Origin of the sequence: Bradyrhizobium sp. CB2312, from assembly GCF_029714425.1 — a bacterium.
Taxonomy (GTDB): domain Bacteria; phylum Pseudomonadota; class Alphaproteobacteria; order Rhizobiales; family Xanthobacteraceae; genus Bradyrhizobium.
In genome coordinates, this window is record NZ_CP121668.1 from 3,073,991 (window position 1) to 3,088,612 (window position 14,622).

Sequence of the window (14,622 nt, forward strand, 5' to 3'; positions counted from 1 at the left end):
ACGAAAACGGACGAAGAGAAACATGTCGGATCGACTGAAGGCCGAGCGCGAGGCGGCGGCCGCGCGGCGGAGTCCGTTGACCCAGGATGCGATCGAGCGGACCGGGATCACCGAGGAGATGATCGGGGAACTCGTCGCTCGCTTCTACGGACGCGTGCGCGAGGACGCGCTGCTCGGGCCGGTGTTCGCGATCGTGCAGAATTGGGACGAGCACCTCGCCAAGCTTAGGGATTTCTGGTCGTCGGTCGTGCTGATGAGCGGCCGCTATCATGGCTCGCCGATGCGGGCGCATGTGCCGCTGAGTCTGGTTGGCGATCATTTCGACCGTTGGCTCGATCTGTTCGAGCAGACGGCGCACGAAGTCTGTCCGCCGCCGGCGGCTGCGCTGTTCATCGACAAGGCGCGGCGCATCGCCGACAGCTTTGAAATGGCTTCGGCCACCATCGCAGGTCGCATCGCTTCGCCGCGTCACCTCCTGAGGTCCTGAAATACAGAATGCCTGCACGAGACACGCGCAGGCTCGTATCGCGATGGCGCGTCGCACCAATTCCAGCATCATCGGTCTGATCTGCAAAATCATCATGCCGTTCGCGCGATGCGACGTAGAAGTCGCAAAAACGCGCGCGAACGCATGTGTTCTCGCTCAATCAAAACGAGCAAAGACATATTGATGCACTGCGGCGCCAATCCTTCGCCTTGTTTTCGGCAGAGTTCCAGCGCCTGCTAGCGGGCATGGCCAGCGCACCGTTCAACACCCCTTTCTCATACTCCGAGACGATTGCGGAACCCGAAGCTGACGCGGGTACGGAGCAGACGCGACGAGCGATCCTGCTCGGCGCACTCGCTAGCACCGCGTGTCTCGGCTGTTCCACACGGGCGCGCGCGGGTGAGGATCCGCCCGGCTCCGACGAGCGTCCGCAAAACGGCGACGTGCTCGTCTTCTCCGAAGGAGACCAGGAGGGAAAGCTCATCACCGCCGCCGATCTGCCGGCGGGCGGACCGCCGGTGCATGCCTGGCCGAAGGACCCCAAGACATCGGTCGTGCGCAGCGCCTCGCGCCTCAACGAGCTCCTGATCATCCGGCTCGATCCCGCCGAGCTCGACGAGAAGACCCGCGCGCGTGCGGTCGACGGCATCCTCGCCTATTCGGCGATCTGCTCGCATGCCGGCTGTCCCGTCACCGCCTGGGTCAAGAGCGATGTCGGCGACAAGGATGTGTTCAAGTGCATGTGCCACAATTCCGAATACGATCCTCGCGAGGGCGCGCAGGTCGTGTTCGGGCCGGCGCCGCGACGGCTCGCCGCGCTGCCGCTGGCGCTCGCTGACGGCTCGCTCAGCGTCGCCGGCAATTTCATCGGAAAGGTAGGTGGCGCGCAGCCAGGATGATGGACGGTGCGGGTTGTGCCCGCGTCACGAGAGGCCGCATCCGCCGAGGGGCGGACGACGGGACGAACGACAAGAATTCAGAACAAGAATTCAAGCGGATGAAAAAGGGGAACGTCCATGAAAACGTCCATGACCAGGAAGCAATGGTACCTGTCCGGCTTCGTCGCCTTCACGTGTCTTGTCTCGACCGCTGCAATTGCCGGCCCGATCGAGAGCTACGCGCCAGTCACCCAGCAGCGCCTGGAAAATCCGGAAGCCGGCAACTGGATGCTCTACCGCCGTACCTATGACGGCCAGGGCTACAGCCCGCTCGACCAGATCAACACCTCGAACGTCAAGAATCTCACGCCGGTCTGGACCTTTGCCACCGGTGTCGTCGAAGGCCACGAGGCGCCGCCGATCGTCAACAACGGCGTGATGTTCGTGGCAACCCCGATGGGACAGGTGATCGCGCTCAACGCGAAGACCGGCGACGAATATTGGCGCTACAAGCGGCAGCTTCCCGACGATCTGTTCCAGCTGCACCCAACCAGCCGCGGCGTCGGCCTCTGGGAGGACAAGCTTTATCTTGCCACCACCGACGACCATGTCGTCGCGCTCGACGCCAAGACCGGCAAGGTGGTGTGGGACACCAAGGTGCAGGACTACAAGAAGGGCCAGTACATGACCCTGATGCCGCTGATCGTCGACGGCAAGGTCATCGTCGGCGGCTCCGGCGGCGAGTTCGGCGTGCGCGGCTATGTCGCCGCCTATGACGCCAAGGACGGCAAGGAGCTGTGGCGCACCTTCACCATTCCAGGCGAGGGCGAACCCGGCCACGACACCTGGAAGGGCGACGACTGGAAGAACGGCGGCGGCTCGGCCTGGATGACCGGCAATTACGACAAGGACACCAAGACGATCTATTGGGGCGTCGGCAATGCCGCGCCGTGGCCCGGCGAGATGCATCCCGGCGACAATCTCTACACTTCGTCGGTGCTCGCGCTCGATCCGAGCAACGGCAAGATCAAGACCTATCATCAGTACCACCAGAACGATTCCTGGGACTGGGACGAGGTCGAGGCGCCGATGCTGATCGACCTGCAACGTGACGGCCGCAGCATCAAGAGCCTGGTCCATCCGGGACGCGATGCGATCTTCTGGGTGCTCGAGCGCGCGCCGACCAAGATCAACTACGTCGCTGGCTGGCCGTTCGTGGCAACCGACGTCTGGAAGGGCATCGATGCGGAGACCGGCAAGCCGATCGTCGATCCCGACCACAAGCCGGTCATCGGCAAGCGCGTCGAGTTCTGTCCGTCGCTGTGGGGTGGCAAGGACTGGCCGTCGGCGGCTTACAGCCAGAAGACGGGTCTCGTCTATGTCCCCGCTAACGAGAATTTCTGCGGCGGCTTCACCGGCGAGAAGCTTCCGCTCAAGCCGGGTGAGCTCTGGCTCGGCACCAAGCCGGAGGACATCGGCCTAAAGGCGAAGCCCGGCGCCGATCATTTCGGCGAGCTCCAGGCCTGGGATCCCACCACGGGCAAGAAAGTCTGGCAGCATAACTTCCCGAAATCGCAGCTGTTCGGCTCGGTGACGGCAACCGCGGGTGATCTCGTCTTCGCCGGGGGCACCAACGACCGCAACTTCCGCGCCTTCAACGCCAAGACCGGCGAGCTCTTGTGGGAGCAGAAGACCAACTCCGGCATCATGGGCATGCCGGTATCCTATGAGGTCGACGGCACCCAATACGTCGCGATCCAGTCCGGCTGGGGCGTCGACGCGCAGCGCATCCAGGATGCGCTCGCGACCAACAATATCGGCATCGAGTCCAACGTGCCGCAAGGCGGCGTGATCTGGGTGTTCGCGCTGAAGAAATAGCTCCGCGGCGGATCGACGAAAGCGGAGCAGCAGGGGGGTGGAGAATGCGGCGGACGGCAACGTCCGCCGCATTTTGCTTCTTCCTTCTCCCCTTGCGGGAGAAGGTGGCGCGAAGCGCCGGATGAGGGGTTCTCTCCACGCGCAAGACCATTCGTGAGGATGGAGACCCCTCACCCAAGCAAGGTTGTATCTCCCAGCGTCGCGGCCCTCTCCCGCAAGGGGAGAGGGCACATCCATGCGCAGCCGTCAGATAACTACTTCCCCTGCCTGTCCACCTTGTCCTTCTCCTTCTGGTTCATCTCCCGAACCTTCGGATCCGGGTTGTGCTGCCCGGTGGTCTGGGTGGTTGAAGGAAGCGGGGCGTTGGCGTTGGGAAGCGAGTTCTGGTCGGGCGCGGTGGGGCGGGTCGCCGTGGTCGGCGGCGTCGTGTTGCTCTGGGCGAACGCGCCCATCGTGGTCATGAAAAAGGCGCCCGACAGAAACGAGACTGCGAGCGCCTTTGGAATGTTGGTCATCGATCTGCTCCTGTCAGATCGATGGAAACGGCGCGAGGCCGCCTTGTGTTCCCCGCCTAAAGCGCGATGAGATCAGAATCATCATCGCGCTTTAGCTTGTTGTTTGCGCATCATCTCCGCGCAAACGCGTTCCGCGTTTGTCGCGAGGGAAAACCGCTGCGCACTTTTCCGGATCATGCTTCAGGTTTCGAGTTGCTTGCCGAGCGGAAGGTTGCGGATGCGCTTTCCGGTCGCGGCGAAGATCGCGTTCATCATCGCCGGTGCGAACGGAGGAACGCCGGGCTCGCCGACGCCGCTCGGCGGCGTGTCGGGTCCGGGCGGAACGATGTAGACGTTGGTGACGATAGGAGATTCATCCATCCGGATGACCTGGAAGTCATCAAAGTTCTTCTGCTCCACCTTGCCGTCCTTGAAGGTAACCTCGCCGTATTTGGCAAGACTCAACCCCATGATCGCCGCGCCCTCGATCTGCGAGGCGATGCGCTCGGGATTGACATAGGTGCCGCAATCGATCGCGGTGTCGACCCGCGGCACCGTCAGCTTGCCCTTGTCGTCGACGGCCACCTCGACGATGCTCGCGATGTAGCTGACAAAGCTGCGGTGGACCGCGATGCCGAGGCCATGGCCCTTGGGCACCTTGCGGCCCCATTCACCCTTCTCTGCAACCAGCTCGACCACCTTGCGCAGGCGCGCGGTGTCGATCGGATAGCTGTCGAAGGGCTCGCCATAGTTCCACAGGTCCTTCACCGCCGGCTTGACGATGCGCGGGCTGCCGATCAGCGCGAGCAGCGTCTCCTTCTGGTCGCGGCCGGTCGCAGCTGCGATCTCGCCGACCATCGACTGCACCGCGAAGGCACGCGGAATGTTCGAGACCGAGCGGAACCAGCCAATACGGGTGAACGCCGCAGCTTCCGGGTTCTCGCAGGTGATGTTGGCGATCTCGAACGGCATGTCGACGAGGCCCATGCCGAGTTCGAAGGGAGCCGCGTGGTTGGCGCCGGCGGCGAAGGTCGAGGCGATCGTCGGTGCCACGCTGCGATGGCGCCATGCGATCACCTTGCCGCTCTTGTCGAGCCCCGCCTCGATGCGTTCCACCGAGACCGTGTGCAGGAAGTCGTGGTGAAGATCGTCCTCACGCGTCCATTGCACCTTCACGGGTGCGCCCAGTTCTTTCGAGAGGAGGGCAGCCTCGAGCGCAAAATCGCATTTCGACTTGCGGCCGAAACCGCCGCCGAGCAGCGTCACGTTGACGGTGACGTTGCCCTCGGGGATGCCGAGCGTCTTGGCGACATCTTCGCGGGTGCCGCCGGGGCTCTGCACCGGCGCCCAGATCTCCGCCTTGTCGCCCTTGACGTCGGCGACCGCGACTGGCGGCTCCATGCTGACGTGCGCGAGGTGCGGCAGATAATATTCGCCGACGATGACCTTGTCCGCGCTCTTCAGCGCGGTGTCGGCATCACCCTCCTGGCGCACGACAAGGCCCGGCTTGCGGGCGGCCTCCTCGAGCTCCTTGCGATAGGCGACCGAGTCGTACTTGCCGTTGGCGCCGTCGTCCCAGGTCAGCTTCAGTGCGTCACGGCCCTTGATCGCCGCACCGGTGTTGCGCGCGATCACCGCGACGCCGCCAAGCGGCTGGAATTTCGACGGCCATGGCCAGCCCTGCACCTGCATCACCTTCTCGACGCCGGGGATCTTCAGCGCGCCGTCCGGCTCGAACTTGACCAGCTTGCCGCCCGTCACCGGCGGACGCGCGATCACGGCATATTTCATGCCGGGCAGGCGTACATCGGCGCCATATTGCGCTTTGCCGGTGGTGATGTCGTGGAGGTCGACGATGCCGACCTGGCCCTTGCCGAGATAGCGAAAGTCCTTGGGGTCCTTCAGCTTGAGGCCTTCGATGCTCGGCACCGATTCCTTGGCGGCGTCGGCCGCGAGCTCGCCGAAGCCGAGCTTGCGACCACTGGCGCTATGGACGACCTCGTGGTTGACGGCCTTGACCTCGGTCGCCGGCACGTTCCAGCGCTTGGCCGCGGCCTGCTCCAGCATGGTGCGAGCGGAGGCGCCGATCTGGCGCATCGGAATCAGGTAGTGCCGCGTGCTGCGCGAGCCGTCGGTGTCCTGGTTGCCGAACTTGACCTCGTCGCCATGGGCCTGCTGCACCTTCACCTTGGACCAGTCGGCTTCCATCTCCTCCGCCACGATCAGCGGCAGGCTGGTGCGAACACCGGTGCCCATCTCGGAGCGGTGAGCGAGGATAGTGACGATGCCGTCGGGTGCGACCGCGACGAAGACGCGCGGATCGACCACGACGCCATGCGGCATCTTGCCGGCGCCGGTCTCGTAGGCGAAGGCCTGGCGCGACATCACGGGTGCGGCGAGCACGAACCCGCCGGTGATGCCGAGCCCCTTCAGGATGCTGCGGCGCGAGACCTTCTCGACTTTGATGTGCTTTTCGAAGCCACGGAGCTTGCCGGGATTGTCGATGAAATTCATGTCACACTCCCGTCGATGCGAGGTGGACGGCGTTCTCGATGCGCTGGTAACAGCCGCAGCGGCAGATGTTGCCGGCCATCGCCTCGCGGATCTGGTCGTGCGACGGCTTGGGGTTGTCCATCAACAGCGCCGCGGCCTGCATGATCTGGCCGGCCTGGCAGAAGCCGCATTGGGGCACGTTGACCTGGCGCCAGGCCTTCTGCACCGGGTGGTCGCCGTTCGGATGCAGTCCCTCGATCGTGGTGACTTCGCGTCCGGCGACGTCGTTGATCGACGTGATGCAGGAGCGCACGGCTTCCTTGTCGACGATGACAGTGCAGGCGCCGCAAAGGGCTTGGCCGCAGCCGTACTTGGTGCCGGTGAGCCCGGCCTCGTCGCGCAGGAACCAGAGTAGCGGGAGATCCGGGTCGCCGTCCCAGCTCTGTTCCTGGCCGTTGATCTTCACCTTGATCATGATCGTCCCTCGCTCTTCATAAGCATGTCGAATTCAAATGCGCCGATTTGGATCGGCAGTGGCTCGTGCGTCGTATCGCCAAATATCTGCCGTCGTTCCGCGCGGGCAAATCCCGGAGGGAGGCAGGAACGCCAATGGCGATGTCTGGATGTGCTCGATACCTCCCGTCTTGTTCTTAATTGATTGAACTTCGCGCGGCATCGTGACGGCTCGACCGTAGCAGAGATCGCGCCGACCCGGCGTTCACAGCCGAGTGTTCTCACCGGGAAAAGATTGCATCGATGGTTTGTCAAAAGCAGGGCGCGACATCGCGCCGCGCGCCTTCCAAGCGGACGCACAAAAAAGGCTTCGTCCGCGAGAAAAGACTGCACGGACGAAGCAGGATGCCTCAGTCGAGGGAGGGAGAAACGCAGGCACCGCGGACTTCAATCAGGAAGCAGGCGGCACTGCGCAGTCATTCAGAGACCAGGACTGAGGAGCCAATGGCCCTCACGCATACGCGCCGTACGGAGGCGGCGGGGCACGCCGCGATCGTTCCGAGGCCGGACCCGTCCGGCTCACCGGCGTTGGTCGACGCCGGTGAGCGGACGGGCAGGGCTGTGTTCAGGCGGCCTCGCTCAGGCCGCTTTGGCCTTGGCCACGTGGGTCGCGATCGCGTCCATCAGTGCCGGCGACAGGCAGTCATAGGGCTCGAGCCCGATTTCCTTCAGCCGCGCGCGGATGCCCGCCATCTGCTCCGGCTTCACGCCCGATTCGATCACGGAGGAGACGAAGGCGGCGAATTGCGGCGCCTGCGAGCCCTGCTCCTGGAACAGCTCGGGATGGATGAAGTCGAGGCCGTAGAACGGGTGGTTCTTGTTCTCGATGCGGCCGTACATGTGCGTGCCGCAGGCCTTGCAGGCATGGCGCTGGATCACCGCGGACTCATCGACGATCTGGAGCTTGTCGCCGTTTTCGAGCACGCTGACGTTCTGGCGCGGCACCACGGCGACGACCGAGAAGGTTGCGCCCTGGGGCTTCCAGCACTTGGTGCAGCCGCAGGCGTGGTTGTGGGCGACGTCGCCCTTCACCGCGACCTTGACCGGGTGGTCCTTGCATTTGCAGACCAGCGTGCCGCCGGCAAAGCTGCCGCTGCCCTGTTTGACGCCGTTATCGATCGAGGGATGGAGTGCAACAGTCATGGGTCGATCCTCCTTGGGTGCGATGCCTGTGGGCTAGTACACGACGACGGAACGGATGGATTTGCCCTCGTGCATGAGGTCAAAGCCCTTGTTGATCTCTTCGAGCTTGAGTACGTGGGTGATCATCGGATCGATCTGGATCTTTCCGTTCATGTACCAGTCGACGATCTTCGGCACGTCGGTGCGGCCGCGCGCGCCGCCGAAGGCGGTGCCGCGCCAGTTGCGCCCGGTGACGAGCTGGAACGGGCGGGTGGCGATCTCCTTGCCGGCTTCGGCGACGCCGATGATGATCGAGGTGCCCCAGCCGCGATGGCAGGCTTCCAGCGCCTGGCGCATCACGGTGGTGTTGCCGGTGCAGTCGAAGGTGTAGTCGGCGCCGCCGTCGGTGAGGCCGACGAGATGTTGGACGATGTCGCCCGTGACCTTCTTCGGGTTGACGAAGTGGGTCATGCCGAACCGCTTGCCCCAATCTTCCTTGGAATCGTTGACGTCGACGCCGATGATCTTGTCGGCGCCGGCCATCTTGGCGCCCTGGATCACGTTGAGGCCGATGCCGCCGAGACCGAACACGACGACGTTGGAGCCCGGCTCGACCTTGGCGGTGTTGACGACGGCGCCGACGCCGGTGGTGACGCCGCAGCCGATGTAGCAGCTCTTGTCGAAGGGCGCGTCCTCGCGGATTTTGGCGACCGCGATCTCCGGCAGCACGGTGAAGTTCGAGAAGGTCGAGCAGCCCATGTAGTGATAGATCGGCTTGCCCTTGTAGGAGAAGCGGCTGGTGCCGTCGGGCATCACGCCCTTGCCTTGCGTCGCGCGGATCGCGGTGCAGAGATTGGTCTTCTGGCTCAGGCAGCTTTTGCACTGCCGGCATTCCGGCGTGTAGAGCGGAATGATATGGTCGCCCGGCTTCACCGAGCTCACGCCGGGGCCGATCTCGCGGATGATGCCGGCGCCTTCATGCCCCAGGATCGATGGGAAGATTCCCTCGCTGTCGAAGCCGTCGAGCGTGTAGGCGTCGGTGTGGCAGATGCCCGTCGCCTTGATCTCGACCAGGACCTCGCCGGCCTTGGGTCCTTCCAGATCGACTTCGACGATCTCGAGCGGCTTCTTGGCTTCGAAAGCGACGGCGGCACGTGTCTTCATCGGTAGCTCCTCAAATTCTCAGCAGACGCCAGGACGTAGTCTTGGCAGTCTCCGTAACGTTCATTTCTTGCCCATGCAGGCGTCTTCAGCCTTGGTGTAGGCCTCGTTCTTCTCTTCCTTCTTGGAAGGACGCTGCCGGCCCCAGGCTTCGGTCGAGCGGGCGCGGAGATAGACGTAGAGATCGTCCATGTAGCAGGCGACATTCGGGTTGTCCCCGAACGCCGGCATGACGTTCTCCTGCGCGGTCGAGATGTTCTTGCGGCCGGAGGCGACCACGCCGAGGAAGTCGCCGTAGCTCATGGTCTTGACGGAATCCTTCAGCGCCGGTGCGTAAGTGGATCCCATGCCGTCGGGGCCATGGCAGACGTGGCAATCGGAGTGATAACGGCGGTAGCCGGAATAGGTGAACCAGTCCACGGTGCCGTCGGCCGAAATCTTGTAGGTCGGATTGCCTTCCTTATCGAGCCACTTGCCGTCGTCTTCCTTCTTCACGGCGGTCGGGTCGCCCGGACCGTCCGCGATCGCAATTCCTCCCGACCCAACGAAGATCATCGCAGCAATGACAAAGCAGATTTTACGCAAGAGATTGTTCCTCGGAAGGCGTTCGGTGGAGACGAACCGGCGCGTGGAGCGATCCACGCGCCGGAGCGATGCTGAGGGGCCTAGTTGGGCAGCGAGAACACGGTCAGCGTGCCGCCGAGAGCCGTGTAGTTGCTGAGCGCCGCGTAGCCGCCGACTGCGCCGAGACCTGCGGTCGGATCGGTCAGACCGGCTGCCAGACCGATGCCGGCCCAGCCGCCGACGCCCGAGAGCACTGCGACATACTGCTTGCCGCCGTTCTCATAGGTGGTGACGTTGCCGATGATGCCCGACGGAGTCTTGAACTTGTAGAGCTCCTTGCCGGACTTGGCGTCGACCGCCTTCAGGTAGCCTTCGAGCGTGCCGTAGAACACCACGCCGCCGGCGGTTGCGAGCGCACCCGACCAGACCGAGAACTGCTCCTTGTTCGACCAGACGATCTTGCCGGTCTTGCCGTCCCAGGCGATGAAGTTGCCCATGTGGCTTTCACCCTGCGGCGGATACATCGAGAGCGTCGCACCCACATAGGGCTGGCCCGCGGTGTAGCTCACCTTGAACGGCTCGTAGTCCATGCAGACGTGGTTGGTCGGGACGTAGAACAGCTGCGTGTCCGGCGAGTAGGCTGCCGGCTGCTCGTCCTTGGTGCCGAGCGCGGCCGGGCAGATGCCCTTCACGTTGTGGTCCTCGCCCGCCTTGTCGGTCGAAGCTGCGTCGAGCACCTTCGGACGGCCATAGGTCGCCGAGTTCTTGTCCATGTCGACGCCGGAGGTCCAGTTCACCTTCGGATCGTACTTTTCGGCGACCAACAGTTCGCCGCTCTCACGATCCATGGTGTAGGCGAGACCGTTGCGGTCGAAATGGGTCAAGAGCTTGCGCGCCTGGCCGTTGATCTGCTGATCCGAGAGGATCATCTCGTTGACGCCGTCATAGTCCCACTCGTCGTGGGGCGTCATCTGATAGACCCACTTGGCCATGCCGGTGTCGGCGTCGCGCGCGAAGATGGTCATCGACCACTTGTTGTCGCCCGGACGCTGCTTCGGATTCCAGGTCGAGGGATTGCCCGACCCGTAATAGACGAGGTTCAAAGCGGGATCGTAGGACATCCAGCCCCAGGTGCAGCCGCCGCCGATCTTCCACTGATCGCCTTGCCAGGTCTTCAGCGAGGAGTCGGCTCCGACCGGCTTGCCGAGCGACGTCGTCTTGGCCGGATCGACCTTGATCTGGTCATCCGGGCCTTCGGAGAAGGCACGCCAGACCTGCTTGCCGCTCTTGAGATCGTAAGCGGTGACGTGGCACTGCACGCCGAATTCGCCGCCGGAGATGCCGACCAGGACCTTGTCCTTGACGACTAGCGCCGCCGACGTGCCGGTCTCGCCCTTCGCCGGATTGCCGTTCGTCGCCGACCAGGCCACCTGGCCGGTCTTGGCGTCGAGCGCGACGAGGTTGGTGTCGGCCTGATGCAGGATGATCTTGCCGTCGCCGTAGGACAGGCCGCGGTTAACCGTGTCGCAGCACATCACCGGGATGACGTTCGGATCCTGCTTCGGCTCGTACTTCCAGATGATCTTGTTCTCGTTGGAAAGGTCAATGGCGTAGACCTTGTTCGGGAACGGTGTGTGGACGTACATGACGTTGCCGACGATCAGCGGGCCACCTTCATGGCCGCGCAGCACGCCGGTGGAGAAGGTCCAGGCGACCTGGAGCTTGCCCACGTTTTGTGCGTTGATCTGGTTCAGCTTGGAATAGCGGGTATTGGCGTAGTCGCCCGCCGGCATCACCCAGTCTTTCGGGTTCTGCGACATCTTGATCAGCTCATCATTGGCTGAGGCGCTGCCGACGGCGAGAGCCGCCGCGGAGCCAAGATAGGTCGCCAGTAGCACCTTGCGCATAGTTATTCCTCCGTTGGTCTCGTTTATTGTTTCCGAAGCATTGATCAATCACCGGGCTTCTCGTCCGGCGTCTGCTCGTGCAGGGCGGTCACGATTGGGACCAGAAACGATGCTGTGCTGTTTCCTCCTCCTGGATGAGAGCCACGGGTCCACCGTGCAGGAGCGGCCCGTTCTTGTTGTTCCTGACGCAATCCCTAACGGCTTCATCATAGGGAAACTTGCCCAAGAGAGAAGGCGGTTTGCTTGACAGCGCACGGAGGCGAAGATTTTGATTTTGCAGTAGCGAATTCAGCGGCTTCCGCGCGGCTTCTGGAGCGCCGTCAGCACTCAGGTTCCCCTTGACGGCGGTGCAACTAAGGCGGAGGATTAACCCTCAAGGGTGGCAATGGAGCGATGGCGCTCGCTGCAAAAGACCGCTCAAATTCGAGGTAAACGTCACGCAATCACGGCTGAGGGCTCCGGCACGCCGGTCGCGATTCGCGTCGAATCTCCGGATCAAACCAGTGGCTGGATTAATGTCCGACACAATTCACACGCTCTCGACGACCGGAATGACGCCGAAGCGCCAGATCCAAAGCTGGATCGACGGGCTCACGAGCCTGTGTGGGCATTTCGACGTCGATCCGCTGGAGGCGTCCTCGCTCGAAGGCCGCATCGACTACACCTCCGTCTCGCGCCTGAAGCTGTGCCAGATCGAGGTGAGTCAGCATCGCATCGCGCATACGATGGCACGCGCCAAGGCCAATGAGCACCCGTACATCAAGATCCACTTCCAGACCTACGGCGTGTCCTATTTCGAGCAGGAAGGCCGCCATATCGAACTCAATCCCGGCGACATCATCGCTTATGACGTCTCCTGTCCGCATTCGATCATCAGCCCCGCCTTCACCCGTCACGACGTCGTGATCGTGCCCAAGTCGTTGCTGCGCGATCGCGGCTTCCCGTCGCAGCGGATGCCGGCCTGCAAATTGTCGGCGAAGACCGGCACGGGTCGGATCGCGCACGACTTCGTCCATGCGACCTTCGACGAGGCGGCCAAGCTGTCGGCGAACAGCGCGGTCGGCGTCGCCGATTCGCTGATCGACCTGTTGCTGCTGCCGCTGCGCGAAGCCGACACGATGTTCGATCGCGTCGGGCCCGAGGCGATGTATGTGCGCGCGCAGTTCTTCATCCGCGAGCACCTGCGCGATCCGGATCTGTGCATCGACCAGATCTCGGCCGAGCTCGGCTGCTCCAAGCGCTATCTGCACATGCTGTTCTCCGAGCGCGGCACGACTGTGAGCGACTACATCTGGCAGGCACGCTTGCAGAACTGCCGCCAGGAGCTCGAGGCCCACGCCGGCAAGACCATCACCGATGTCGCGTTCTCCTGGGGCTTCTCAAGCTCATCGCATTTCAGCCGCGTCTTCCGGAAATATTTCGGCGTGGTGCCATCCTCGATCCACAAGGCGCAGCAGGCCAGCGCCGTCGCAGACGAGCATTAGGCCGGCATTGCCGGGACAGCTCCGGCGATAACGGTGCCGCTCAGGCCGTCGTTGCCATGTAGGGAATGCTGGCGAGGAGCGCGACGAGCAAAGCCGCGTTGCCGAGCATTCCGCTCCAGTGCAGCCGGCGTAGCCGACGCGGGGCCTCGGCATCGCCGGCATCCCTCGCGCTGAGCTCGTCGTCCATCCGTCGCATGAACCAGGGGCGTCCCCAGATGGCCAGGGCTGCGAGCATGCCGACGCCCAGCGCGGCGAGCAGGCGACCATCGAGGAGCAGAGCCACCGCTCCGATGAGGCCGGCAACGCGCATCACCAGGAAATGCGCATTGAACATTCCGCGCAGCAATTGAGCGACGGGCTGGATATCGAGCTTCACCAGCAGGAAGGCGGGCGAGGCCAGCGTGAAATAGCCCATCGGAAAGAGCAGGATGATCATAACGGCGACGGCGACGGCATCGGGTGTCATGCGATCGGCCTTTTTTGTGCGCGCCGGCGAGGGTTTCCGGCGCACAATCATAGCGGGAAAGTACGTTTTCCGACACTAGGCTTTTGGTCGGACCCGGGCCGGAAGAGCGACCGGCGCCGCGTCGCGGTTCGTGCTTCAGGCCGGCTCGAGGCCGAGCGACTTTGCGCTCTCGATCCAGATTGGCAGCTCGCGCTGATACAGGTCATTGGTCGCCTTGAAGCCGATGGCCGACTCGAGCACGAAGGTCGCGAGAACCTCCTTCACCTTCGGATCGCTGTTGGCGGCAACGCAGAGCTCGGCGAGGCGGTCGACGACCGGTTGCGGCGTCGCCTTCGGCACCGCCCACCCCGAAAAGCCGCTCACCGTGAAGAACTTTGACGTCGCACCCTGCTCGGGGAGCGTCTTGACGGCCGGAAGCGCGTCGACCTTCTTCGAATGCACCGCGAAGACGGTGCCGCGATCGCTTTGCAGGACCGATTGCGCCGCCGTGTAGCTACCCATGGCGGCATCGAGCGTGCCTTCCAGCATGCCCGTCCACATCGGCGCTTCCCCGCGATAATGCACCGGCTCGATGTTGAGGCCGTACTGCTTGTTGAGCTCGTTGATCGTCATGTGCGGCGCCGAGCCCGCACTGTAGGTGCCGAAGTTCACCTTGCCGCTCTTGCGCGCGAAGGCGACGAAATCCTCCAGCGTCTTGACGCCGGTCTTGGGGTTCGCGATCAGCAGCAGGCCGGCGCCCGGGATGACACTGACCAGCGTCAGATCCTTGTCCATGTCGTAGCCCGGATTCTTTATCACCACCCGGTTCATGATGTAGGTGGTCGAGATCGAGCACAGCATGGTGTGGCCGTCGGACTCGGCGCGGGCGACTTCCGCCGTGCCGATCGCGCCGGAAGCACCCGGCTTGTTCTCGACGACGACGGTCTTGCCGACCTGCTTGGAGATGAATTCGCCATAGGCACGGGCGAGCAAATCGGTCTGCCCGCCAGCCGGGTAGCTGCAGATCATGCGGATCTGCCGCGAGGGCCAAGTACCCTGCGATGTACCCTGTGCCGAGGCGCCGCGCGGGACAAAGGGCATAGCGAGTACGGCGCTGCCGCCCGCGATGAAGTGGCGGCGGTCGAATTTTGCGGACATGATTCCCTCCCGATTTTTGTCGAGCCTACTGCATCGGG

Annotated in this window: 13 protein-coding genes; 4 read left to right on the top strand and 9 right to left on the bottom strand. The window is 63.5% G+C overall.

What is annotated here, in order from left to right; all coding sequences use genetic code 11:
* Window positions 1-22: 22 nt before the first annotated feature.
* From QA642_RS14660 to QA642_RS14670, 3 genes are all read left to right on the top strand, one after another.
* On the top strand, window positions 23-487 hold the full coding sequence (locus QA642_RS14660; protein WP_283085287.1) for a group III truncated hemoglobin: 465 nt from the start codon (window positions 23-25) through the stop codon (window positions 485-487).
* A 245-nt stretch (window positions 488-732) separates the two neighbouring features.
* Window positions 733-1,386, top strand: coding sequence for a Rieske (2Fe-2S) protein (locus QA642_RS14665; protein WP_283085288.1), 654 nt, complete (start codon window positions 733-735; stop codon window positions 1,384-1,386).
* 129 nt (window positions 1,387-1,515) lie between these two features.
* Window positions 1,516-3,243 (top strand): methanol/ethanol family PQQ-dependent dehydrogenase, encoded by a 1,728-nt coding sequence (locus QA642_RS14670; RefSeq protein WP_283086891.1) that lies wholly within the window; start codon window positions 1,516-1,518, stop codon window positions 3,241-3,243.
* Between the two features lie 254 nt (window positions 3,244-3,497).
* Here QA642_RS14670 and QA642_RS14675 read toward each other — a convergent pair whose 3' ends face one another.
* The 7 genes from QA642_RS14675 to xoxF5 all read right to left on the bottom strand — a co-directional run bounded on the left by QA642_RS14675 (window position 3,498) and on the right by xoxF5 (window position 11,497).
* Window positions 3,498-3,758: a hypothetical protein gene (locus QA642_RS14675; RefSeq protein ID WP_283085289.1), complete on the bottom strand. Its 261-nt coding sequence runs from the start codon at window positions 3,756-3,758 to the stop codon at window positions 3,498-3,500.
* Between the two features lie 180 nt (window positions 3,759-3,938).
* Window positions 3,939-6,251, bottom strand: a complete 2,313-nt coding sequence (locus QA642_RS14680) for a molybdopterin cofactor-binding domain-containing protein (protein ID WP_283085290.1) — start codon at window positions 6,249-6,251, stop codon at window positions 3,939-3,941.
* A 1-nt stretch (window position 6,252) separates the two neighbouring features.
* Window positions 6,253-6,705, bottom strand: coding sequence for a (2Fe-2S)-binding protein (locus QA642_RS14685; protein WP_129274700.1), 453 nt, complete (start codon window positions 6,703-6,705; stop codon window positions 6,253-6,255).
* Between the two features lie 617 nt (window positions 6,706-7,322).
* Window positions 7,323-7,886 (bottom strand): S-(hydroxymethyl)glutathione synthase, encoded by a 564-nt coding sequence (gene gfa / locus QA642_RS14690; RefSeq protein ID WP_283085291.1) that lies wholly within the window; start codon window positions 7,884-7,886, stop codon window positions 7,323-7,325.
* Window positions 7,887-7,919: 33 nt separating this feature from the next.
* Window positions 7,920-9,029, bottom strand: coding sequence for an S-(hydroxymethyl)glutathione dehydrogenase/class III alcohol dehydrogenase (locus tag QA642_RS14695; protein WP_283085292.1), 1,110 nt, complete (start codon window positions 9,027-9,029; stop codon window positions 7,920-7,922).
* Window positions 9,030-9,089: 60 nt separating this feature from the next.
* Window positions 9,090-9,581, bottom strand: a complete 492-nt coding sequence (locus QA642_RS14700; RefSeq protein ID WP_027562357.1) for a c-type cytochrome, methanol metabolism-related — start codon at window positions 9,579-9,581, stop codon at window positions 9,090-9,092.
* 110 nt (window positions 9,582-9,691) lie between these two features.
* Complete coding sequence (xoxF5, locus tag QA642_RS14705) at window positions 9,692-11,497, bottom strand: lanthanide-dependent methanol dehydrogenase XoxF5 (protein ID WP_283085293.1); 1,806 nt, start codon at window positions 11,495-11,497, stop codon at window positions 9,692-9,694.
* Between the two features lie 515 nt (window positions 11,498-12,012).
* Here xoxF5 and QA642_RS14710 point away from each other — a divergent pair.
* Window positions 12,013-12,981, top strand: a complete 969-nt coding sequence (locus tag QA642_RS14710; RefSeq protein WP_283085294.1) for a helix-turn-helix domain-containing protein — start codon at window positions 12,013-12,015, stop codon at window positions 12,979-12,981.
* A 40-nt stretch (window positions 12,982-13,021) separates the two neighbouring features.
* On the opposite strand, the gene QA642_RS14715 is transcribed toward QA642_RS14710, so the two are convergent.
* Both QA642_RS14715 and QA642_RS14720 read right to left on the bottom strand, forming a co-directional pair.
* On the bottom strand, window positions 13,022-13,447 hold the full coding sequence (locus tag QA642_RS14715) for a hypothetical protein (protein ID WP_283085295.1): 426 nt from the start codon (window positions 13,445-13,447) through the stop codon (window positions 13,022-13,024).
* A gap of 135 nt (window positions 13,448-13,582) precedes the next feature.
* Window positions 13,583-14,584, bottom strand: coding sequence for a tripartite tricarboxylate transporter substrate binding protein (locus QA642_RS14720; RefSeq protein ID WP_283085296.1), 1,002 nt, complete (start codon window positions 14,582-14,584; stop codon window positions 13,583-13,585).
* Window positions 14,585-14,622: the final 38 nt, after the last annotated feature.

What these genes read in the sequence shown, in the direction of transcription:
- QA642_RS14680 (WP_283085290.1), bottom strand. Translation starts at nt 6,251, where the DNA reads ATGAATTTCATCGACAATCCCGGCAAGCTCCGTGGCTTCGAAAAGCAC.
- xoxF5 (WP_283085293.1), bottom strand. Translation starts at nt 11,497, where the DNA reads ATGCGCAAGGTGCTACTGGCGACCTATCTTGGCTCCGCGGCGGCTCTC.
- QA642_RS14700 (WP_027562357.1), bottom strand. Translation starts at nt 9,581, where the DNA reads ATGATCTTCGTTGGGTCGGGAGGAATTGCGATCGCGGACGGTCCGGGC.
- QA642_RS14665 (WP_283085288.1), top strand. Translation starts at nt 733, where the DNA reads ATGGCCAGCGCACCGTTCAACACCCCTTTCTCATACTCCGAGACGATT.
- QA642_RS14715 (WP_283085295.1), bottom strand. Translation starts at nt 13,447, where the DNA reads ATGACACCCGATGCCGTCGCCGTCGCCGTTATGATCATCCTGCTCTTT.
- gfa (WP_283085291.1), bottom strand. Translation starts at nt 7,886, where the DNA reads ATGACTGTTGCACTCCATCCCTCGATCGATAACGGCGTCAAACAGGGC.
- QA642_RS14685 (WP_129274700.1), bottom strand. Translation starts at nt 6,705, where the DNA reads ATGATCAAGGTGAAGATCAACGGCCAGGAACAGAGCTGGGACGGCGAC.
- QA642_RS14695 (WP_283085292.1), bottom strand. Translation starts at nt 9,029, where the DNA reads ATGAAGACACGTGCCGCCGTCGCTTTCGAAGCCAAGAAGCCGCTCGAG.
- QA642_RS14660 (WP_283085287.1), top strand. Translation starts at nt 23, where the DNA reads ATGTCGGATCGACTGAAGGCCGAGCGCGAGGCGGCGGCCGCGCGGCGG.
- QA642_RS14670 (WP_283086891.1), top strand. Translation starts at nt 1,516, where the DNA reads ATGACCAGGAAGCAATGGTACCTGTCCGGCTTCGTCGCCTTCACGTGT.
- QA642_RS14710 (WP_283085294.1), top strand. Translation starts at nt 12,013, where the DNA reads ATGTCCGACACAATTCACACGCTCTCGACGACCGGAATGACGCCGAAG.
- QA642_RS14720 (WP_283085296.1), bottom strand. Translation starts at nt 14,584, where the DNA reads ATGTCCGCAAAATTCGACCGCCGCCACTTCATCGCGGGCGGCAGCGCC.
- QA642_RS14675 (WP_283085289.1), bottom strand. Translation starts at nt 3,758, where the DNA reads ATGACCAACATTCCAAAGGCGCTCGCAGTCTCGTTTCTGTCGGGCGCC.